Source organism: Paenibacillus tengchongensis, from assembly GCF_008973665.1.
Lineage (GTDB): Bacteria > Bacillota > Bacilli > Paenibacillales > Paenibacillaceae > Paenibacillus_AQ > Paenibacillus_AQ tengchongensis.
This window is the reverse complement of the sequence record NZ_WACP01000013.1, coordinates 194623-216322: the sequence shown is the minus strand read 5'-3', so window position 1 is coordinate 216322 and position 21700 is coordinate 194623. Positions and strand designations below refer to the sequence as shown.

The 21700-nt window shown below is 56.1% G+C and carries 24 protein-coding genes; 6 read left to right on the top strand and 18 right to left on the bottom strand.

Going from position 1 to position 21700, the window contains the following annotated elements:
• The first annotated feature begins 15 nt into the window (after positions 1–15).
• Positions 16–432, top strand: a complete 417-nt coding sequence (locus tag F1381_RS21215; protein ID WP_151736842.1) for a hypothetical protein — start codon at positions 16–18, stop codon at positions 430–432.
• 206 nt (positions 433–638) lie between these two features.
• Positions 639–1823, top strand: coding sequence for a nucleotidyltransferase domain-containing protein (locus F1381_RS21210; RefSeq protein ID WP_187355499.1), 1185 nt, complete (start codon positions 639–641; stop codon positions 1821–1823).
• Between the two features lie 84 nt (positions 1824–1907).
• Here the strand turns inward: F1381_RS21210 and F1381_RS21205 are convergent, their stop codons facing one another.
• The 7 genes from F1381_RS21205 to F1381_RS21175 form a co-directional block, all read right to left on the bottom strand.
• A complete protein-coding gene (locus F1381_RS21205; RefSeq protein ID WP_151736840.1) occupies positions 1908–3701 on the bottom strand; it encodes an ABC transporter ATP-binding protein in 1794 nt (597 codons plus the stop codon).
• Positions 3702–3714: 13 nt separating this feature from the next.
• Positions 3715–4173: a lasso peptide biosynthesis B2 protein gene (locus F1381_RS21200; protein ID WP_151736839.1), complete on the bottom strand. Its 459-nt coding sequence runs from the start codon at positions 4171–4173 to the stop codon at positions 3715–3717.
• Entirely contained in the window at positions 4170–4469 is a 300-nt protein-coding gene (locus F1381_RS21195; protein ID WP_151736838.1) for a lasso peptide biosynthesis PqqD family chaperone, read from the bottom strand. Before F1381_RS21195 ends, F1381_RS21200 begins: the two co-directional genes overlap by 4 nt.
• Entirely contained in the window at positions 4466–5404 is a 939-nt protein-coding gene (locus F1381_RS21190) for a phosphoenolpyruvate carboxykinase (ATP) (RefSeq protein WP_151736837.1), read from the bottom strand. The genes F1381_RS21195 and F1381_RS21190 overlap by 4 nt, the downstream gene beginning before the upstream one ends.
• Before the next feature lie 123 nt (positions 5405–5527).
• Complete coding sequence (locus F1381_RS21185; RefSeq protein WP_151736836.1) at positions 5528–5653, bottom strand: paeninodin family lasso peptide; 126 nt, start codon at positions 5651–5653, stop codon at positions 5528–5530.
• A gap of 39 nt (positions 5654–5692) precedes the next feature.
• Positions 5693–7633, bottom strand: coding sequence for an asparagine synthase-related protein (locus F1381_RS21180; RefSeq protein WP_151736835.1), 1941 nt, complete (start codon positions 7631–7633; stop codon positions 5693–5695).
• 308 nt (positions 7634–7941) lie between these two features.
• On the bottom strand, positions 7942–8601 hold the full coding sequence (locus tag F1381_RS21175) for a M48 family metallopeptidase (RefSeq protein WP_151736834.1): 660 nt from the start codon (positions 8599–8601) through the stop codon (positions 7942–7944).
• 126 nt (positions 8602–8727) lie between these two features.
• Between F1381_RS21175 and F1381_RS21170 the strand changes: the two genes are divergently transcribed.
• From F1381_RS21170 to F1381_RS28955, 3 genes are read left to right on the top strand one after another with little or no spacing between them, the layout of a single operon-like run.
• Positions 8728–8958 carry a hypothetical protein gene (locus F1381_RS21170; protein WP_151736833.1) on the top strand — a complete coding sequence of 77 codons (231 nt, stop codon included), beginning with the start codon at positions 8728–8730 and terminating at the stop codon, positions 8956–8958.
• Positions 8946–9308: a P-loop NTPase family protein gene (locus F1381_RS21165; RefSeq protein WP_246188136.1), complete on the top strand. Its 363-nt coding sequence runs from the start codon at positions 8946–8948 to the stop codon at positions 9306–9308. The genes F1381_RS21170 and F1381_RS21165 overlap by 13 nt, the downstream gene beginning before the upstream one ends.
• Positions 9309–9321: 13 nt before the next feature.
• Positions 9322–9459: a hypothetical protein gene (locus F1381_RS28955; protein WP_246188135.1), complete on the top strand. Its 138-nt coding sequence runs from the start codon at positions 9322–9324 to the stop codon at positions 9457–9459.
• 166 nt (positions 9460–9625) lie between these two features.
• On the opposite strand, the gene F1381_RS21160 is transcribed toward F1381_RS28955, so the two are convergent.
• The gene (locus tag F1381_RS21160) at positions 9626–10522 is read right to left on the bottom strand and encodes an SDR family oxidoreductase (RefSeq protein WP_151736832.1); all 897 of its coding nucleotides are present in this window, start codon (positions 10520–10522) and stop codon (positions 9626–9628) included.
• A 125-nt stretch (positions 10523–10647) separates the two neighbouring features.
• Between F1381_RS21160 and F1381_RS21155 the strand changes: the two genes are divergently transcribed.
• Entirely contained in the window at positions 10648–11226 is a 579-nt protein-coding gene (locus F1381_RS21155; protein WP_151736831.1) for a GNAT family N-acetyltransferase, read from the top strand.
• A 19-nt stretch (positions 11227–11245) separates the two neighbouring features.
• Here the strand turns inward: F1381_RS21155 and F1381_RS21150 are convergent, their stop codons facing one another.
• The 10 genes from F1381_RS21150 to F1381_RS21105 form a co-directional block, all read right to left on the bottom strand.
• Positions 11246–11989, bottom strand: a complete 744-nt coding sequence (locus tag F1381_RS21150; protein ID WP_151736830.1) for an ABC transporter permease — start codon at positions 11987–11989, stop codon at positions 11246–11248.
• The gene (locus F1381_RS21145; protein ID WP_151736829.1) at positions 11976–12707 is read right to left on the bottom strand and encodes an ABC transporter ATP-binding protein; all 732 of its coding nucleotides are present in this window, start codon (positions 12705–12707) and stop codon (positions 11976–11978) included. Before F1381_RS21145 ends, F1381_RS21150 begins: the two co-directional genes overlap by 14 nt.
• A gap of 57 nt (positions 12708–12764) precedes the next feature.
• Positions 12765–13523, bottom strand: a complete 759-nt coding sequence (locus F1381_RS21140) for a MerR family transcriptional regulator (protein ID WP_151736828.1) — start codon at positions 13521–13523, stop codon at positions 12765–12767.
• A 6-nt stretch (positions 13524–13529) separates the two neighbouring features.
• Positions 13530–14432, bottom strand: a complete 903-nt coding sequence (locus F1381_RS21135) for a GNAT family N-acetyltransferase (RefSeq protein WP_151736827.1) — start codon at positions 14430–14432, stop codon at positions 13530–13532.
• A 21-nt stretch (positions 14433–14453) separates the two neighbouring features.
• Complete coding sequence (locus F1381_RS21130) at positions 14454–15239, bottom strand: TatD family hydrolase (RefSeq protein WP_151736826.1); 786 nt, start codon at positions 15237–15239, stop codon at positions 14454–14456.
• A gap of 69 nt (positions 15240–15308) precedes the next feature.
• Positions 15309–16094, bottom strand: coding sequence for a phosphotransferase (locus F1381_RS21125; protein WP_151736825.1), 786 nt, complete (start codon positions 16092–16094; stop codon positions 15309–15311).
• Positions 16095–16111: 17 nt separating this feature from the next.
• Positions 16112–17389 (bottom strand): serine hydrolase domain-containing protein, encoded by a 1278-nt coding sequence (locus F1381_RS21120; RefSeq protein ID WP_151736824.1) that lies wholly within the window; start codon positions 17387–17389, stop codon positions 16112–16114.
• Positions 17376–18206: a class I SAM-dependent methyltransferase gene (locus F1381_RS21115; RefSeq protein ID WP_151736823.1), complete on the bottom strand. Its 831-nt coding sequence runs from the start codon at positions 18204–18206 to the stop codon at positions 17376–17378. The genes F1381_RS21120 and F1381_RS21115 overlap by 14 nt, the downstream gene beginning before the upstream one ends.
• 133 nt (positions 18207–18339) lie before the next feature.
• Complete coding sequence (gene gnpA / locus F1381_RS21110) at positions 18340–20499, bottom strand: 1,3-beta-galactosyl-N-acetylhexosamine phosphorylase (protein ID WP_151736822.1); 2160 nt, start codon at positions 20497–20499, stop codon at positions 18340–18342.
• Positions 20496–21530 (bottom strand): glycoside hydrolase family 88/105 protein, encoded by a 1035-nt coding sequence (locus tag F1381_RS21105; protein ID WP_151736821.1) that lies wholly within the window; start codon positions 21528–21530, stop codon positions 20496–20498. Before F1381_RS21105 ends, gnpA begins: the two co-directional genes overlap by 4 nt.
• Between the last annotated feature and the right edge of the window lie 170 nt (positions 21531–21700).

Sequence of the window (21700 nt, the reverse complement as noted above, 5' to 3'; positions counted from 1 at the left end):
CCTGGAGGCGACCATATGACAAAGCTCGCGATACTTGCTGCAGTAATTCTGATTCTGGCGGCAATCCTCATCATCAGGTCCTGCAGCATCGACAAGAAGCTTAAGAAGAACGAGATTCTGCGCTTGGACCGAATGGCCAATTTGTTCGGGACCACTTCACGCGGCTACGGACAAATCCGTGGAAACGGCTGGCTTATACTGACTGAGCGCACAGTAATTTTTGAGATGTATGTTCCGGTAAGACAGATTGTCATTCCATTGAACAGCATTACCGGCATTAATCAGGCGAGCGGGCATCTGGGCAAAATACGGAAGGCCGGCGGCCCCCTGCTGCAGATTACGTACCGCCATGGACACGGTGAAGAAACGGTCGCCTGGAGCGTAAACGATGTCAGCGGCTGGATCGGAGAACTGGAAAAGCTTCGCGCGTAATTGCCGGGCATTCGCCGCCCCCCCAATTTATGCCGTTCTTTTACAATTCACGTCACTTCTGGGTCCGATTCTTTTGGCAGAATGAGATATCCTTAGAAGGGTGCGTTACGCCTGGGGTCAATGGTTTAATGATACTTATCTCTCTACTACAAAACCATACCAGGCAATTCGTCCTACCAGTTCATTATTGCAAAAGGGGAGTCTCTATGACCGACCGTTATGCCCTTGACCAAGGGAGTCTTTCCAGAGAAACCAAGCTTCTGCTGGAACTGCTGGCCACAGCAGACATCGGCAGGCTTGCCGAACGGCAGCCGGAGAAATTCGCCGGTATCGACTGGGAGCAAATGCTGCGGCTTTCTCTTCACCACCGCGTATACCCGTATCTGTATCCCAAGCTCAGCCGCATGACAGATGGGGCGGTTCCGGCAGGCTTTACAGCCCGCCTTAAGAATGAATACCGCCGGAATACCGTGTCGATGCTGCAGCTCAGCGGAGAAATGAGCAGTCTGGCGGATGCGCTGGCGGCGCGGAATATTCGTTCGATCTTTCTGAAAGGGCCGGTTCTGGCCCTCGACTTATACGGGGATTTATCGCTGCGCACCTCGCGCGACCTGGATTTCATTGTGCCGATGACACAGCTATCCCAGGCGGAGACGCTGTTGGCCGGGCTTGGATACGTCGAGGAAGAAATCTTCGAAGCTCTTCTGGGCGACTGGAAATGGCGGGAGCATCACAAGACCTACCATCACCCGGACAAAAATATCAAGGTGGAGCTGCACTGGCGGCTAAGCCCCGGCCCTTCCAGAGAGCCGGGCTTCGAAGCGCTGTGGAGCCGCTCGCGGGTCAGCCCGCTCGGAGCGAACGTGCATTACCTGGGACCCGAGGATCTGTTCATGTTCCTCGCCGCCCACGGTGCGCGGCACGGCTGGTCACGGCTGCGATGGCTGCTCGATATCCGGCAGCTGCTGCTGCAGCCGCTGGACGCCCCGCAGCTGACCGGACTGCTGAAACGCTACGGCTACACTGACGCCGGCGGGCAGGCACTGATCCTGGCATACGGGCTGCTGCAGGCACCGGAGGTTCCGGAGCTCTCTGCGGTAAGCAGCCGCCCCAAGGCCCGCCGCATGGCACAGCAGGCGATGTTCTACATCGCCCGGATGGTCAACCTGCACAATCCGCCGCTGGAGCCGGAAGTGGAGCGGCACTTCAAATACTACCAGCCGGCGATTCTGACGCCATGGCATCAAGTCCTCTACGTGACCGGCTTCCTGTATCCCTATGCGGTGGATGCGAAGACACTGCCGCTGCCGAAGCCTCTGCATTTCCTCTATTTCCCGCTGCGCCCGTTTCTGTGGACCTGGCGCAAGGCAACGGGGAAAGCAGAGCAATGAATGTCCGCTTCTTAGCGAAGAATAGCCCGTTTCAGCCGGATTTCCGGTCGAAACGGGCTATTCTTCATGTACGGGCAGGGCATCTTACATGGCTTCCCCCTGGCTGCTTAACAGGCGGCTGAACATGCCGCCTTTCTCGGAAGCCAGGCCGCTGTAGACCCCCTGCTGAATCACGCGTCCCTGGTCGATGACGAGAATCTGATCGGCCCCCCGGATCGTGGACAGCCGGTGGGCGATGACGATAACCGTCACGGTAGATTTCAGGCGTTCCAGCGCCTCCTGAATCTTCTTCTCGTTCTCGGTATCAAGCGCACTGGTTGCCTCGTCGAGCACAAGAATCGACGGTTTGCGGATGATGGCCCGCGCCAGCACCAGCCGCTGGCGCTCCCCGCCGGATAAGCGGATGCCGCGGTCGCCGATCAGGGTATCCAGCCCCTGCGGCAGCTTGCGGACAAAGTCGGCGGAGGAAGCGAACTCCAGCGCTTCCCAGAGCTCTTCCTCGCTGGCATCCGGCTTGATCATCAGCAGGTTGTCGCGGATGGTCGCATTATACAGGAAGGGGTCCTGGGCGACATAGCCGATGGAGCGGCGGTAAGCGAGCAGCCGCCCACCGGTAACCGGTTCGCCGTCGGCCAGAATCTCTCCCGTCTCCGGCTGCATCAGTCCCATGAGCAGGTCGACGAGGGTGCTTTTGCCGGCGCCCGAAGGACCGACGATGGCAGTCATCTTGTTGGCCGGTATGGTCACATTCACCTGTCTCAGGGAGTACTGCTCGTCATCCGGGTGGTAACGGAAATTGATATTATGCGCTTCCAGCCGGTCCTTGAGTGTCATCGGCACAATTGCCTGGCCGGCCGCTTCCATTCCGTGCTCCTCCGCTCTCCGCGTTTCTTCCTGCAGCTCCTGCAGCAGCTTGAACGAAGGCATCACGGAGGCGAGCTGCTCCGCCAGCGACTGCAGCGTGGCAAAGGTCGGCCACAGGCGGGCGAATACCAGAATAACCAGCAGGAGATTCGGACCTTCGGCATGGAGGAAACGGAATGAGACGAAGATAATAACGGCGATGAGCAGCGTCGAGGACATTTTGTACATCATCTGGGAGCCGGAGCGCAGGCGGGTATAATCCAGCTGTTCTTTCTTCACCTCACCGGTGAACTCATGCAGCCACGCAAGCCGCGACCGCTCCAGGTTATTGCTCTTGATATCCTTAATCCCGTTCAATTGGTCGGTAATCCCGGCCAAATACTGCTGCCCCAGCTGGGTACTGCGTCCGCCCAGCTTCTTGGCCTTGTGGATGAAGCGGCGGGAGAAGAAGGACAGCAGCCCCGCGCAGACCAGCACAACCAGCGTCATCTTCGGGGACAGCCAGAAGGCGAAGGCAATCTGGACCACCGTGAACAGGAGCGAGCTGATAAATTGCAGGAAGCAGCTGATGCCGGCCATTACCCGCGCCGTTTCCGTAGTCATGATGTTAATAAGGTCGGAGGTCCGTTTATTCAGAAAAAAGGACCACCGCGCCCGCAAAAGGGCGCTGTATGCTTCATATCGCAGCTGCCGGCTGTAGGTCTGCTGAATGTCCACATTGGATATCGCGACATATCGCGAAATTAGATTCTGGCTCAGCACAATCAGCACATACGCCCCGAGCACAAGCAAGAGTGCCGTCGTCTGCGGCAGCTCCGATATGAATTCGAGCATGGGGATCCGGTACACCGCGCCGCCGGAAAGCTCAATTCCGGCCATGGCCAGCATCGGCACCAGAAGCAGGATGGCGGAACTCTCCAGCAAGCCGCTAAACGCCATACCGAGCAGATTCAGAACTAATTTGATGCCGGACAACCGCTGCAGCTGCCGGATATAATACATGATCGCTTGCATGGACCCACCTCGATTACTTTGCATGTAACAGCTTGGCAAACTTTTCAACCACGATAAAGCCCTGCATTGCATCATCGCCGGAGACATAATGCTCTCCGCTGCGCAGCCAGGCATGGGCAATCATCCTGCCGGCCTTGTCTCTGGCCACACCCATATACAGCGTGCTTTCGACTCCGCGCTTCTCCAGCATCCTGAGCCCGGCCACCGCCCGGACCATGCAGGTGCTCTTCCATGGCGTATAGCGGCTCATCACCCGGATCGCCTTGGTGACGTTCCGGATTACCTCCAGCTCTTGCGCCTTGGCCGCCTCCGCCGACTCCATGGACTGCATGCCAAGGCGGGGAGCCGTCTTAGCGAACGGCTGCAGCAGCTGAAGCCGGGCCAGGAACAGCCGCCAAAGCGCTTCCGGCAACAATGCCGCCGCCGCCCGTTCATGGACAAGCAGCTGCTTTAGCCGCCGCAGCGCGTTCATGATTCGCCGGCGAAGGCGATCAGTTCCTCATCCAGCAGATTCTGCAGGAACGCGAGCACGTCCTGCTCCGCAATCTCCGCGCTCACCTCAAACATCTCCTGAATGGCTAAGGTCACCTGGCGTACCGAGGCCGGAGATTCCAGCGCAGCCCAGATCTCCCCGCCCACTTCGCCGAGGTTGTAATACTTGCCGTTCTTTACATTCAGCATTACCTTCTCGCCGTCCATATCGCTGGCGATATTGCCTTCGCGCTGTACCAGCACGGAATCGGGAGACAACACACGGGTCATATTCATTTTGAATTCTCCTTCACCTGGTTTTGGATGATTTCCAGAATAAGCTCGGTCTGCCGCGGAGCGCTGAAGCCATGGTCCGGGCGGGTCAGCCGGTACATCGGCAGCCGGTTGACAAAGGAGGCCAGCATGCCGAAATGCCACTCGCGGATGCCGGTCCGGTCAATCATGGCCCTCTGATACGTGTGATGGTATAGGGTATGAAATCTTTCCATCCCGTTCACGGGCTGCAGGGCTACCGGGGATTCACCGCCGGCCGATAACTCGAACACGCCGGCCAGCCGGAGCGGCTCTCCATAGAAACGGTCATGCACCGGAACGGCGAATTTGGTCTCTCTTTGAAATAGCGGACGGTACTCAGATGCGTTCAGCCCCAGATAGTCCAGGCTCTGCTGCCATAATTTCTGCTGCGGATAGCCCGGAACGGCGAGCGGATAGCCATCCTGCACTGTTACGGGAATAACGTCGTCGCTGAGCATACGGTAGCCTTGGTCCATCAGGTAGGAGGCGAGCGTGGATTTCCCTGCTCCAGAGCGGCCGACCAGGGCATAAGCCTCGTTGCCGAGCACCAGTGCGCTGCCGTGAAGCGGCAGAATCCGTTTCTGCATCAGCAGAACCCCCATGCAGCTGCCCAGAATGTACAGCCGCACACAATCCTCATCCGCACCGTCCACCGGTGATACGGTAATGAGATTGCCCCCTTGGACCGAGAAGATGGCCACATCCGGCGCCGAGAACATCACCTCGCCGTCAGCCGTACCCAGATGGGCTGTAACTTTGGGCATGGCCTCCCAGCGTTCCCTCAGATCTCCGCGTTCTACGGAGATGCTGCCGAGTATGCCGGGCTCATCCGCCGGCGGAAGCTCAGGCAGCGGAAATTCGCTGTAAATCTGCAGGCCGAAAGCCCGGTAAGCCAAGCGTTGTATCGTTTTTGCCACACGCTTCCCTCCACTTTAGTTCAGGGTAACCTCCTGATCGCTTCAGCCCCAAGATGTAAATATAGCCCTTATCCCCCTCCAGCAAGCACAGGGGGATGAGGGCTGAGAAAGTCTGAAACAAAATTAGGAGTAATGTACGATTTCATCCGGATCGTTCTGGAAGGAGTCGGCGATTGTCAGACCAGGACCAGCCATAGTCATTTTTACGTCCAACACTTCGAGTGCAGGCTTGCTGTATTCCTTTTTCATGTTTCTCACCCCCTTTCAAGTGCTGCTGTAAGCTTGTGCTTACTTGGATAATTGCTTCAGAAACCGGTAAAATACCAGTCCGCGGGTCAGAAGGCGGAAATCGGAATGATAAATATATTCCGGCTTGGGCTTGCTCCCCAGCCGCTCCAAGCACTGGGCCAATCCGGCGGTGTTCAAATACGGTACGGCGCGGGCATCGCTCAGCATCTCCCGGAGCTCGCCTAGGAACGAATTCCACTCCGGAACCATCCGGAAGACACCGTCGGCCCCCTGAACGCCCCGCTGCTTGCGGTTCAAGCGGACCTTGTCGGGCAGACGCCCCTGCATGGCCCGGCGGATCAGAGAACGGTCCACCCCGTCCTGCACGAACTGCTCTTCTGGAACGGACAGGCAGAACCTGATGACACGGAGATCATTCGTGGGATCACGATCCCATACCCCGTACTTCAGTGACAGCTTCGTAGCCGCCGTGCCGTTGACATTCCAGATATGCGGCTGGGCAAAATGCGCCCGCCGGATTTCGTATACGGTGCGGACCGAGGTATCATCATCCACCTGGAGCTCCCGCAGTCTCTCCTGCACCGCTGTGCGTCTGGCGAAGTCGGGGTTGATCAGCTCCGGCAGCTCCTCCGGCTGGTAGCTCCGCTGGCGCATGTTCCGGAGCGCCGGGAACGCCTTCCGTCCGACAATCTGCATCACCTTCCGCGGATCGGCCCCCATGCTCCGGTTATACCCCCGGTTCTCGCGGTAAAAGGTCAGCCAGCGGAATTCACGGAGCAGCTTGGCCTGATAATCGAGTGCAGGCCCCCAGGAAATACTCCAGTTCCCCCGCTGCCCGCTGAGCAGCACCCCGACCCCTTTCTGCTGCGCCTGCTCATAGATTCCTTTAAGCCAGTAAGAATTCTCGATGAACTTATACGGCATTTCCATAATATCCAGCCACGGGTCGATCTCGCTGTAGGGGCTCAGCTCGGGAAAGTTCAGAAAGCTGGGCTCAATGTTCCCCACATGGTCAATCGTCTCCTGGATAAAAGGCCGTTCATCGGCGATCCGTTTGCCGAGACTGAACTGCACGAAGTCCTCAACCGGATAAGAACTGAAGGTATGCAAGGGCTGCCCCTTGTGCCGCAGCTCCGAGGCTGCAAAGCTGACTACAGATCCGGAATCGAGGCCCCCGCTTAAGTTCGCCCCGACGGCCAGCCGGGTGCGGAGCCTGTCATGCACTGCCCGTCCGAACACCTCGCGGAACGCTTCCTCGTATTCACCGTTTGAGCGGAGCCGCAGAACAGGCGGCGCCTCAAGCGTGCAGTACCGCGAGAATGCAACATTCTCTCCGGTAACCGTAATGGAATGCGCCGGCGGCAGCTGCTGAACCGACTGATAAATGGTAGAGAAGCAGTCGGCGGCATCAACCCGGGTCGGAATCGCCAGAAATTCGGAGGTCCAGTCTTCATTCAGGCGCCGGTCTGCACCGGGCAGAGCCAGCAGCGGATGAATCACTGTGCAGAAGGCAAACAACCCTGCCCCCCGGTAATAATAAAGCGTCCGGTTACCCGAGAAATCTCTGGCTCCGAATAATGAACGCTTCCGTTCATCCCAGATCATGAAAGCGAAGTCGCCCACCAGATGGGCCGGCGCCTGCTCCCCCCACTTGTCATAAGCCAGCAGAATCAGCAGACTGTCCGGGATGCTCTCCCGGTCGTAAGTGGGAATGCCGAGCTGTTCGGTCAGCTCCGGGCGGTTATCGAGGATGACATCCGCCGTAATCGCCAGTCCCCGCTCCCGGTCGTAGAAGGGGAGCTTCTCTGCAAGGGATTGGGGCGTAATCCACTGCGCCCTGCAGCCCAGGTAGACGTCCGAGTGCTGCCATCCCCTGGCTTCGTCTGCCGGGTAACGTTCAAGCTGTCCCATCAGGCCCGTCCCCAGATCCGGATCAAGCGTATGATGCTGCATATGATAGATTCCGGCGATTGCGCTCATGGAAGACCTCCACGTAAAGGAAAGTCCGTTCCCGGGACCTTGGATTCAGGTCTGCAGGAACTGTTTTCGTAAGTTCTTAATTAAGAACATTTCTTACTAAATAAGATACTCGCAATAGCAGGGTCTGTGAATATACCGGAGGGTAAAGTTGTGTACCCTTTGGTTTAATGGGGATGGTAGACTAAGGTGGTATAGGGGGAGAAAAGTCTTTGTGTAATTCGACGGAAGAACTGCTTCGCGGACATTTTCAAGGAAAATAATGTCGAATATTGACAGAAAAGAGCCCGCTTTACGGACTCCGCTCCTGCTTATAGTGTCATGAACTGGCCCTGCCGGGCCAAGTAGGCCTCCTTATCCTCATAATCGGGCATTACACTGCCTACAAGCCGCCAGAAGGAGCGGTCATGATTCATGTGCAGCAGATGGCATAGTTCATGCACGATGACATAATCGATCACCTCGGCCGGAGCCATCGCCAGCCGGTAATTGAAGGCCAGCTTCTTATCTGCACTGCAGCTGCCCCATTTGGTGCCGGACTCGATAATCTCGACGCTTTTGGGTTTGGCCTTAAGCTGCGCCTGGAAGGGTCCGATCCTCTCCGCAATCAGCTTCTTCAGGCTGGCAAAATAGAACCGCTTGAGCTGAAGCTTCAATTGTTCGGCGGTTAACTGATCCGTCGCAATCAGTTCGTGCAGCGGATATTCTTGGCCCAGGTACAGAAAACGCTCATCTTCCCCGCCGCTGTATACCTTCGGCTCGGGTGTTCTCCGCGCTTCCTTGCTGCGCCGCAGGCTTGCGGATATCCATTCCCGCTGCCGCTCCAGCGCACTGCGCAGCGTCTCCTCGCTTGTCCCCTTTGGTGCCTTGAGTGTGAAACGGCCCGCTGCATCCATATGAAGCAACAGCTTCTTGCGCTTCCCGTACTGCACATCTATGTGAATCATCTCATCATCGAGTTCTATTTGCATATGGTCACCGTTCCCTTGCCTGCTTGTTGTTATCATACATTTCACAGCTGTTTGCCGCCGGGTATGATACCTTCATTAATAGTATCGGGGTTATATCACCAATAATGCAAGAGAGGGTGTGTGCATGTGACCAAAAAACTGCTTGGGGCTGCCGCAGTAATAACCAATGAGGCCGGACAAATTCTGCAGGACATTCCGCAGCCCGCTTCACCGGAAATCCTCGAATGCGGCTACTTCCGAACTACCGAGCTGCCCAAACCGATCAGCGATTTCACGATACAACGAATCGTTCATGCAGCTTCAGCCGGAGATAGCGGTCTTTTTCACAGGATAGGGCCCAGACAATGGATCGAGTAGCTCCGGTCAAAATACATATTATCGGCTCTGTCGGCAGCGGCAAGTCCACTCTCGCCAGAACGCTGGCGGGCCGCCTGGGTATCCCCTGCTATGAGCTGGACAATGTGGTATGGAGACGGTCTCCCGGGGGTGACATCCGCAACAGCGAAGCGGACAGGGATGCTTTTCTTATGGATATTGTGAATTCGCCGCAGTGGATTCTGGAGGGCGTGCATCACCGCTGGGTATCGGCGGCCTTTTGCCGAAGCAGAGCTGATTATTTTTCTGGACACGCCCCCAGGGGTAAGATATTACCGGATTACCAAACGGTATTTGCTTCAGCGGCTGGGAATCAGACAGGGCAATTATAAGCAATCGCTCCATATGCTGCGCCGGTGCTACGGCTGGAGCCGCCAGTTCAACGAAGAACAGAAGCCGGAAATCCTGCAATTCCTGGAGCCGTACCGGCATAAGCTGAGGTTCATAAAACACGTCTCCGAGCTGGATGAGCTGTTCCGGTAGGAATTAACAACGAAGGAGGTCCGTTATGGCCAGTTATGAATATACGTCACTCCGGGAATGGAAAAAAACGCTGGCCGCCGCACAGCAAAACCCCGCAGAATAACCGTTATTCTGCGGGGCATACGCATATCTTTGTTAAGGGTCGCTGCACGTTGCGCCTATTCCGTTACGGCGTCGGCATGCCGCCGTTCGCATTCAGCGTCTCGCCGCTGATGTAGCTGGACTCAGGACTCGCCAGGAACACATACGCCGGAGCCATTTCGGCCGGCTGGCCGGGACGGCTGAGCGGAGTCGTGTTGCCGAATTCCTTCAGCTTCTCTACCGGCTGGCCGCCGCTCACCTGCAGCGGAGTCCAGACCGGACCCGGAGCGACAACGTTGACACGGATGCCCTTCTCCGCCACCTGCTGGGCCAGCGCTTTACTGAAGGTGTTGATGGCCGACTTGGTCGTCGCATAATCCAGGAGAATCGGCGCCGGACTGTAGGCCTGAATCGACGAGGTGTTGATAATCGTACTGCCCGGCTTCATATGCTTGACCGCCGCCTTGCAGAGCCAGAACAGGGAATATACATTGGTCTTGAAGGTGGCATCGAACTGTTCGGTGGTCAACTCGGCAATATCTTCTACAAACTGCTGCATCCCGGCGATATTGGCAAGAATATCGATGCCGCCGAGCTGCTCCACCGCAGTAGAGATTAACTGTTCGCAGTATGCCTCGTCCTTGATATCCCCCGGCAGGGCGACAGCTTTACGGCCTGCCTCTTCCACCAGCTTGACGACCTCCTGCGCATCGGCTTCTTCCTCCGGCAAGTAGGAGAGCACCACATCGGCCCCTTCGCGGGCATAAGCGATCGCGACCGCCCGGCCGATGCCGCTGTCCGCACCGGTGACTACAGCCTTGCGTCCGGTCAGTCGGCCGGTGCCTTTATAAGTGCTTGAACCATCATCCGGCTTCGGAGTCATCTTCTGCTCCAGCCCCGGAGCAGGCTGCTGCTGCTGGAATTCCGGCGTAGCCTTCTGATATTGGGTAGTAGGGTCTTGTACCGTCAATTGATCCTTCATCGCGTTCTCCTCCTTGATGGTATTCAGATACTTTCGACTCTTTTTATGTAACCAGACTGTGTAAATCTAAACGGGACTATGGTAGGCTAGCCTTATTTATCTGTATTAGCGAAGGAGCGGTAAACATGGGTAACGATAATCCTCTGATTCTGATGGACATTCCGGAAAGTCTGGAGAGTGAGCGGCTGCTGATCCGTGCTCCGCAGTGGGGAGACGGGGCGGCGGTATGCCAGGCGGCGCAGGAAAGCATCGGCGAGCTGCGGCCCTGGATGCCGTGGACGAGCAGACTGACACCGGAGGATTCGGAGGCCAGCGTCCGCCGCTCGCGGCTCGAGTTTCTGGAGCGCAGCGATCTGCGGCTGATGCTGATTCTGAAGGAGAGCGGACAGTTTATCGGCGGCAGCGGCCTGCACCGCATTCACTGGGAAGCGCGTAAATTCGAAATCGGATACTGGATTCATACGGCTTGGGCGGGACAGGGGCTGGTCACGGAGGCTGTGGAGGCAATCACCCGGTTTGCGGTCACGCAGCTGCAGGCGAACCGTCTGGAAATCCGCTGCGACGCCCGCAATGAACGCAGTGCAGGCGTCGCCCGTCGTTCGGGCTTTACGCTGGAGGGCATCCTCCGCAATGACCAGCTGGATGTAGACGGCGCGCTGCGGGACACCATGGTGTTCTCCAAGGTACGGGGTGTTGAATTCTAGCCGGGGGTAACCCGCAGCTTCACTCCCAGCGGAAGAAGCGTATGGCAATGCTGCCGCATACTGCCGCTATCCCCGCTGTTACGGCTAGCGGCAGCAGCATATGGTCAGCCGGGAGTCCCAGCGAAGCCGTCTTCAGCAGTTTAATGCCCTGAGCCAGCGGCAGAACATCGGCGGCCCGGCGCAAGGCTCCCGGCATGACCTCATAGGGAATAGTAGCACCGGAGAACAGCAGCATCGGAAAATAAAGCACACAGCACAGCAGATTGGAGATTTTGATATTCGGCGACACCGCCCCCACGAGCATGCCGATACTGTATACTGAGGCTGCAACCAGCAGAAAGGCGCCCATAAACAATACCCAGCTTCCTTCCACACGCAGGCCAAAGCATACTGCGCCCACAATGTAGACCAGCACCAGGGCAATCAGTGACATCAGCAGGTTGACCAGCATTTGCACCAGCAGGATCAATACAGGGCTGACCGGCGTCACCTTGAATCGCTTAAGAATCTTCCGGCTGCGGTAATCGGCAACCACCAGCGGCAATCCCATTAAGCCGGAGGCTGCAATGGCTACGGCCGTAACAGCGCCGAAGGATTGCTCCACAAAGCTGTAGCTTGCCCCTGCATATGCCGGACGGTCGCCATAAATCATCCCCAGTACAATCATCACGGCGACCGGCATCGCGACGGCAAAGATAACCATATCCATGCCGCGGACGGCCAGCTTCCATTCCATTCCGAACATGACCCTAAACACTCTCATACTGCCGCTCCTCCTCATCGGTATACCATAAATAAGCGTCCTCGAAATGGGTGAACGGGCTTGCTGCTATTGCCTCGCCGACAGTGCCGGCAAAGATCGTTCTTCCCTTGTTCAAAATACAAATCCTGTCGCACAGCGCCTCCACCTCATCCATGAAATGCGACACCAACAGGATAGTAAGACCCTCCTGCTTCAAGCCGGAGATACATTTCCACACTTCCCGCCTCCCCCGCGGGTCCAGCCCGGTCGTCAGTTCATCCAGAAACAGCACCTCCGGATTGGGCAGCAGCGCCAGCACGATAGACAGACGCTGTTTCTCTCCGCCGGACAGTCCGCTGACCTGGCATTTCTGCTTGCCGGCCAGTCCAAAGCGGGACAGCAAGCCTTCGCTGTCTGCCGGAGAACGGTAAAGCGAACGGGTAACGGCGCATAGCTCGCCCACCGTGATTTTCTCCTGATAGCGGGATTCCTGGAACTGTACGCCTACCCGCTGAAACAAAGCTTTTCTGTCCCGTACCGGATTCATTCCAAGTATGGATACCTTTCCGCTATCCGGCCGTCTGACGCCTAGAATGCACTCCAGTAACGTGCTTTTTCCGGCCCCGTTAGCCCCCAGGACACCAAGCACCTCCCCCCTCTCTACAGCCAGACTGATGCAATCCACGGCCTGTGTTTCCTGGTACGCCTTGCTAAGCTGCTCTACTACGATGGTTTCCATCTTGGTTACCTCCCCTGCACTGATGAATACAAAATAACACCAGCCAAAAGTCTGGTGTTATAGTGTAGGGTTCATATATTGTTCCTTCATCCGCTGCAGCTGCCGCAGTACCTCCAACGCCCGCTGCTCCGCTTCCCGGAGGGAAGAAAGCAGCCGGTCACAGGCATACACCACTTTATCCGCTTCATGCGGGGTGTCGAGCACTTCGCGGAGCTCCGTGCCTGTTCCTGCTCTTACGGCGTTAATCATCCGTAAAATTGACCCCAGTGAATAATTGGCGCAGCGGAGTGCACGGATTATCTTCAGCAGCCGGATATCCTGCCCGGTGTAGACCCGGTAGCCGTTCTGCTTCCGCTTGGCTGTATACAGTCCGTTCAGCTCCCAGTTGCGCAGTGTATCCATCGTCACCTCCAGCAGCTCCGCCGTCTGCTTCCGGGTCCAGCAGCGGGTATCCTCCCCGCCGGAATCATCAAGCCATTGCTCTGCCAGCGACAATGCCTCTTCCGCCCGCTGCTGCTCCAACCGGATCTCCTCCAGATAGCTTTCCGCCAGCCGGATGGCCGCCGGATAGTCTCCTTGCGCGGACAGCTTGATGGTGCGCAGCATCTTTTTGCGCAGTCCGTTCTGCAGCACCTCGACCTGTAAAGCGCTGCGGGCGAGTTTAAATTGCTCGATATGCACATCCGTAAACTCCCGGTATCCGTTAGGCCGTCTTCGCGGCGGCGGGATCAGGCCCAGTGTTTCGTACAACCGGACCGTATTGGGATGTATGCCGATGAGCCGGGCGACCTGAGAAGTGGAATAGGTGTTCGCCATGAACCACTATACCTCGTAGCCGACCATCATTCGGATTCCGGTTAGCTCATACCCGAGCTCTGTGTACAGGCGGATGGCCTTCCGGTTGGTTCCGAAAGTCCCAAGCGAGGCGACGGTCTTGCCCTGCTGCTGCAAATGCCGCAGTGCCGCACTGATGATGCAACGGGCCACGCCCTGCTTCTGCCACTCCAAACTCACAAATATATTCTCGGTTACACTTTCAGTGTCCGAGACCCGCCAGGTAGAAGTATTCCCAATGAGCCGGCCTTCGCTGAAGGCACCGAAGTTCATCATCTCCTGGGCACCCTGCATCCAGCGCAAATGGTTTAGGCTCCAGGTCGGACTGTCAAAAGCCGCCGCCTCCGCCTGCCGGTGCTGATGCAAAATTTCATCGTTATCAAGCGTATAAGGGGTCACGGTAACATGGGCCGGCGGCGGATACGCAGGAATCTCCTGGCTCAAGTCGAATTGAAATACGGCGATGCTGTTATGTACAGTAAAGCCCCGTCCCAGATAATAACCGAGCTCATTGACATGGTCTGCATCCATAAACTGCGTCATGGCAATCCGCTTGGCAGGGTGCAGCGCTTTAAGCTCTGCCGCCCGTTTCAGCAATGCCTCTGTCAGAGCATTCCGGATACTCTCCTTCATCCCGCCGGGAGCTACGTCTAATTCAAAGTTCAAATAGCGGATAAAGTCAGGATCCGTGTCATGTCCGTCCGCATGAAAGGAACCATGGTAAGCAAGCTGCGCGATGCCCGACAGACCGCCCGTTTCGTTCATGGCCACGAACATATTCTCAGCATCATAATCGCCATGATATAAACAATGCAGCTTGTACACAAAATTGAAATCGCCGATCTGTTCAAAATCTTCTTCCACAGGGTTGCGAATGATAAACCGTTCCATTTCTACACCTCTCCCCTTCTCTCATAACCCGAAGAATACCCGTGCGTTATCCGTTGCCGCCTTGGCGACTTCCACTGCCGGACGGCCGATACAGCGGGCGACGGCCTGCAGAATATGCTGCAGATAGACCGGTTCATTCCGGCCCTCCGCCGGCTTCACCTTGAGGTCGCGCGGCGTCAGGAACGGTGCATCCGTCTCCAGCATCAGCCGGTCCAGCGGAATCGTCCGCACCAGCTCCTGCAAATGTTTGCCCCTTCGTTCATCGCAGACCCAGCCGGTAATCCCGATGTACAGGCCCAGATCCAGATAAGTCTTAAGCTCGGAGGCCGTGCCGGTGAAGCAGTGGACTACCGCTCTTACAGCGCTGTGCTCCTTCAGGATCGCCGCAAAATCCCGGCTCGCCTCCCGTTCATGCAGGAACAGCGGCATGTTCAGCTTCTGTGCCAGCTGCACCTGCGCCGCGAACCATTTACGCTGGACATCGCGGGGCGAGTAATCCCGGTTATAATCCAGCCCGCATTCCCCAACAGCTACCACCTGGGGCAGCGCAGCCAGCTCTTTCAGCTTGCCGATCGTTCCCGCGCCGCAGCTCTTGGCATCATGCGGATGCACTCCCGCAGTCGCGTACAGCCCGCCCGGATAACGCCCGGCATACCGTGCCGCCTCTGTGCTGCTGCGCAGGCTTGTTCCTGTAATAATCAGCGGCGCTACACCGCCGGCCGCGGCATTAGCCACCACCGCTTCGCGGTCCTGCTGAAAGGACCGGTGCATCAGATTCACGCCGATATCAATGAGGGGATAATTCATCTCTTGGCTGCTCCTTTTCTGGGGACTCCTGTCTGGGTCCTGATTGCATTATACCTGCTCTAGCCGCTGTCAAAAGAACTCATACAGCCCCTTGTCGAAGTATTGAAGCTCCTCCTGTGAAAGCCTGCAGCGTGTGTATCCCCCGAAAAAAGCTTCGAGCAGCTCCGGGCAATCTGCGAATTCCCTTATCGCCAGCGCGACATCATAACGCGAGTCGCCTACTGTCATCCCGGCAACGTCGATGATCAGCTTCACCTCACCGTCCTGCACGAATACATTGTCCGTCGTACAATCTCCGTGGATCATGGCCTTCTGGACCGGGTCCGGCCGCCCGCTCTCCAATTGCTCCAGCAGTTCCATCCCGGCCCCGGTCTGTCCCATCTCCACATATCTCCGCGCTCTGGCAAGCTGGCTTTCCAGCCAGTCCTGCCCGTGCTCCAGGGCTGCATCCGGCACCCTTTCATGAAACCGGTGCAGAAAATTCCCGAAGCTGCGCAGCAGCCTTTGCCGCTCAGGTATGGAAGTTGCCTCCTGCAAAGCCACCGTCAAAGTAACGCCCTCTTCCTTCGACATGAGCAAATGACTGCCGTTCTGCTCCTCAAAGAAACCGTGGAATTTCGGAACGGAAACCCGCTGTTCCTGTGTCAATGGTTCCCGGTTCAGCTGTTCCAGCACCAAAGCCTCTTCCCGCAGCCAGACGCGGTATTTATCTTTGGTTGCGCTTTTAAGAATAAAGCTGCCTTCTTCTGTAACCAGGCTCCGGACTTCAGAGGTACAGCCCTGCTCGGCGGTCAGCTCCTCTGTAATTATCCGACCCAGCAGCGTCTCTATATAGTTTGCCAAAGCAGTGTTCATAATCTGATCCCCCCGTGCTACTCTATCTTTTGATACAGCACATAATTGAACCGCATTGCATCGTCCGTAAACTCCACACAATCATTTTCCCCTGTAAAAAACAACCCGGATGAATGATAGACCAGCCGTTGACCTTTGCAGAATAGGCCCCCGTTCCGCGGGAACACGGCCAAGCGATGCGAACCGCCGTTATATTGAGCCTCGTACAGCCCTATGTACCTCTCCAGATGATCGTCCAAGCGTTCACAGTCCACTATGCCGGCATCCTTCATCTCCAGCAGGTCACGCCACATATTCCGGCAAACCAGAAGCTGGATGGCGGGATGGTTCACCGAATTCGTCAAAGCCACCGCGCCAAGTTCCACCTCCGGCAAAATGTCCTGCGTTCCCAGGAAGCCAAAACCGCCGCCATTATGATTGAGCAGAAGCCGCCGCTGCTGCAGCTCTGCTCCCAATCCCAACTGGTACCGCCACTCTTCAGAAGCAGAATATTCGGTGTACATTTTCCGCAAGATCACATTATCAATGAGCTGTTGCCCTTCATAGAAGCCACCATTTAGAAAACACATTACAAACTGCGCCATATCATCCGCACATGCGTACATTCCTCCTGCGCCAAGCATTGAAACCGGGAATTTAGCCAGCGCTTGTTGGTCATGGCCCATGGCACTGTCATTATTCAGAAGGAACTGCTGTTGATTATATGTGCTGCGGCTCATGTTCAATGGCGTGAATACGCTCTGCTGCATATAGCTTTCAAAAGGCATATCCATTATTTCCTGGAGCGCATATGCAACAAGGTCAATCCCCAGATTGGAATAGGAATAGGTTTCGTTTGGTTTAAAGCGCAGATAGGTCTCATAAATACTGGCGATATGTTCTGTGAAAGGTCCGTATCCAAAGTTGTTCCCGATAGGCGCTTCATGCCCAAGCCCGGAACGGTGGGATAAGAGATGCCTGAATGTAATGAGTCCGGAATAATCGTTGCCGTCCTTGTGCTTGACCGTAAACGCCGGAACGATCCGTTTCAGCGGATCATCCAGCGATACTTTGCCGGCTGCAACGGCCAGCATAAACCCGAATGCCGTGTAGGTTTTGGAGATGGATTGAATGCTGAACACTGTCTCTGAAGTGACCGGTGTCCGCTTAGCAGTGTCTGTATATCCATACGCCCCCGAAAAAATGCTCCCCTCCCTGTCGACTACCGAAATAGCAAAGCCGGGGATGCCGTGCTCCCCCATAAGCAAAGGGATTGCGGTTGCCAGTTGGTCAAAATAATTGTTAAACAGCTTCATCGTCACCTGATTCCTTCCGTCTGCCAATATACAGCAAATGAGAGGAGATCCCCAGCACGGCTGGGTCCTTTGCCATTTCAATCAGCAAATCCATCAGCTTGTCCGCCTCTCCCCGTGCCTCCCAGTATTGCTGCTGCTCACGGCTCAATAGTCCCCCAATACTTGAAGAGCCGATCAGCTCAAGGGTCTCAAATCCGCGGCTTTCCATAAAGGGCTTAATCTCATCGACGTTAAAGTAATAGGCTCCGGTAAACCGCCCTTGATCGGCATGATCGAATATTCCGGTACGGCGGAAATTTAAGATCGTATCCATAGAATCATGAGGTTTCCAGTGCTGCGGGTGTTGCAGCGAGTTCAGCGTCATTCTGCTCCGGCTCTGAAAAGCGGCGAAGATAACACCGTCATTCTTAGTCACCCGATACAGCTCTTGCACCGCTTTATTTCGTTCTTCTTCGCTTTGCAAATGATACAGCGGCCCCAGCAGCAGTGCTGCATCGAAGGTTCCATCAGGCAGACCACTCAAATCCGCAGCATTCAGTACATGGAAGCCGTCGAATCGTCCAGTCAGCCCCAGCTCGCCCGCCTTCTCTTTGGCGACTTCCACCAGCCTTGGCGTTAAATCAGAGAGCGTGACTTGATACCCCTGTTCCGCGAGCGCCATTGCATATTTTCCGGGGCCGGCCCCATTGTCGAGCACTTTGCCCTCCGCAGGCAGATACTGCTTCATATAATGCCAGTTAATGCTGAACTCCAGCGGCTCCCGGTCCAATCGGCCCCACTCGTCGAAAGCGGAATAATAATCGATAATCCTGCTCATGTCTTGACCTCCTTAAGGAAACCCATCCATAAAGTAAAACAAACCCACCACCTGCAAAAGGCGATAGGTTTGTTGTCGGTTGCTCTCATGTCCGCAGACTAAATTAACTGTATCATCTGCTGCCATTCAGCTGCTAGCCGATATTTCGGATGAGCGTATCAAATGGCTCCAGCTCAAAGGTCTGGGTACCGGCTTCCGTCTCGATGACCGCCGTCTGCGGCTGATCGCTGTTGTTGATGGCCACCAGAATCTTGCTCTCCGGATAGTAAGCGCACTCGGTGTACAGGTTGTCCGTCAGGTACTTGCCATCGTTCAGCTCATGACCCGCGAAGCGGATCAGGTTCAGCAGCAGGCGGGTGTTCTCCAGGCTGAATTCGAACGAGGAGAGATAGATGCCCTGGCCTTTGCCGAACTCATGCGTGGACAGCGTAACCTGGCCGCCGGCGTCCTGTACGACATTCGCGGTTCCGTCGGTCAGATAGATCCCCGCTTTCGGAGCAAGCTTCGCTCCGGCAGGAATCAATCCTTGCGTGTCCTCCGCCCGGAAGCTCCATCGGCCGTGGCTTACCCGTGCGCCGGTATCTTCATCTACCCCAAGCACATGAGCCATGCGGAAGTAGTTGTCATAGCCTTCCACTGCCGAAGGCTGGTTCACTCCAATATACGTACCGCCTTCATAGACCCACTTCGTCAGCACATCGACCACTTTATGATCGTTCCAGTGCTTGCCGCCGCTCCAGGCCGTTCCGGCTGAACCGGCATTGATTACCACATCGACACCGGCGAGTGCGCCTTGGGCAACATCCTCGAAATGGATAAACTTCACTTCTACCGGCAGGCCGGACAACGCTTCGTTAATATGGATCAGATCATGGGCCAGCGTCTCATGGAAATGGCCGGACAGCGTCCAGGAGCGCAGCTTGCCCCAGCTGTGCAGCACAGCTACCTTGGTCTTAATCTGGTAAGGCTTGCCGGCATGATGCAGGCCCTTGATCTCGCGGAACTCGTCGGCAATCTTCTCGATGTAATCGACGAAATCCGGATAAGGCTCCACGAGGTGCAGGTATCCGCCGAGGCCGATCCGGTCGATCGGCTCGCGCAGCAGGGCGCGCCGGATGTTGATCCAGTAATTCTTGGCGTCCAGTGTCGGGTTGCCGCCTTCCATGAAGGTCGGCGCTCCGCCCAGACCCACCGGGAACAGGTACGGATGAAGCCGGATTTCATGCGTGTCCACCTTGACGCCGGAGCAGAGTCTGGCCTCATAGCCGGAGAACACGCATTTGATCATGCCGTCGAAGCCGAACTCCTCGAAGCGGTCGTTGTACGGCTCCATGCCGACCCAGCTGTCGTCGTAGAAGACATACGCGAGCTTGCCGTGGCGGTGGACGATGTCGATCAGCTCTCGGCCGAATGCAATGACGAAATCGTTGATGAATGCCATCCAGTCCAGCTTCCGCTGCTCGGCAGGGATGTGGCTGACCCGGTATTTGCCCCCGTTGACGAAATCTTCGGCGGTCAGAGAGTAGCCATACTTGCTGGCGAACCGGTCAAGCCCCCGGGCGCTGACGGTGAAGTCATAGGAGCCCCAATCGGTGAACAGATGACGGTTGCGCTCATTGCTGCCCCAGATCCAGGCAAAGTTGTAGAACAGGGAGGTGAACCGCACCACTGTCGTTTCTTTATGCTGAACGCACCAGTTGTCCATCCACTCCAGCAGATATTTCTGGGTATCCTCGTACATCGGATCAATCTGCATCAGATGCTCTTTGGTCCAGTTGTTCGTGGTATGGTTGTACATCGAAATTTCTTCCCAGATCCGGTAAGCCAGGAAGCTGACGGTATACTTGTGCCAAGGAATGATGCCGGTAATGACGACATTCCCCGATTCCCGGTCATAGTTCCACTGTTCACGCGGCACTTCGGTTCCGGTCGTCCGGTCGAATACCTGCCAGTATTTAAAAGCTTCTTTGGTGTCATTTACCCGGAACTGCTCGGCAAAGAAATCCTCCATCACATAGATGGAGAGATAGTCCTGCACGGCTACCTTCGGATGGGTAATCAGAAACGTCTGCTGCAACTTATCGGGATTGCGGCCTGCCCACTCATTATGGTCACGGATAATGCAAATGGTGGAATAGATATCATAGCCCGCATTGATAATTTCATCGGATAACTGGGTGCCGTCGCTGTCGCGGATAACATCCGCGCCCCATCTGTCGGCCAGCTCCAGCGTCAGCTGCTCATAGCCGGATTCCCCCGGCAGGGTGAAGCTGCCTTTGGTCTTCTCGTTCATTTGCGCTCCCCCTGGCTCACAAGATCCGACAGGAACGCCAAGGCCAAGCCTTGTCCCCAGCCCTGGGACCATTCCTTCGGAATATTGCGGTAGCCTTCTCTGTCTTTCATGACTGCTGTGCCGCCGGATACGTTCAGCACGCGTCCGTCATCGCTGATATTGTTCAGCACGCCTTCCAGCGCCTTCTGTACATATTTGGTGTGCAGCGGATTGCCGTTGTTGACCATGGCTGCAGCGATCCCGCAGGAGGCCGATACTTCTTCGTAGGACTCTTCGTCATCCAGTACGGTGCGCCACAATCCATTCTCGGTCTGTACATACTTGAGGGCGGCCAGCTGATCGCGCAGCGCGCATTCCACATCCATGCATTGCGGGTACAGATACCAGTCCTTAAGCAGCGGCTTCACCTGGGACATGGTATAGGCTCCCCAGGCATTCGCTCGGCCCCAGAACATGCCCGACATATGATCCTGCTTGACGTTGTTGTAGCCGTGGTACCAGAAGCCGGTAGCCGGGTCCTGGAGGTATTTGATATGCCAGTAGTACTGGTTCAGCGCATCGTTGATGAGCTCCTGATCGTTCAGCTTGCTGCCGACCCGCAGCAGGAAGAAGGCGGCCATGAACAGCGTGTCCGCCCATGCCTGCTCCGGAAAATCATTGGCGATCGACACGGTATGCTGGAGCACATTGTCTCCGAAGCGCAGCGCGTGATTCCGCAGATAATCCACCTTGCTCATGGCGATATCCCAATATTTCTGCTCGCCGGTTTCTTCATATAACGTGAGCAGCATATGTCCCATTGCACAGGTATTCACGGTCCAGTGCGGCAGGCCCAGCTCGATATATTCATCCGCCCAATTGCGGAGCATGTCCAGATATTCCTTGTTTCCGGTGGTTTTGTAGGCGCGCGAAACGCCGTAATAGGCGACGCCGCAAGGCCAGTCCCACGTTAAGTCCATCGTCATGGTCTTTCTGACTACTTTGTCGATAACCGCTACAATTTCTTCCTTGTTATACTCTACATTCAGCATCCCGGTTCTCCTCTCGCCCTAACCCCCAAGAGTGCTTGAGAGCTGGCCGTAACTTTGTGTGCAAGCGCTTAACAATTTCTATTCTATAGCTCAATATAGTCAAATTCCAAGCATATTCGCAGCAATACTGCGCATAATCGACCATTTATAATGACAACCACAAGTTGAAA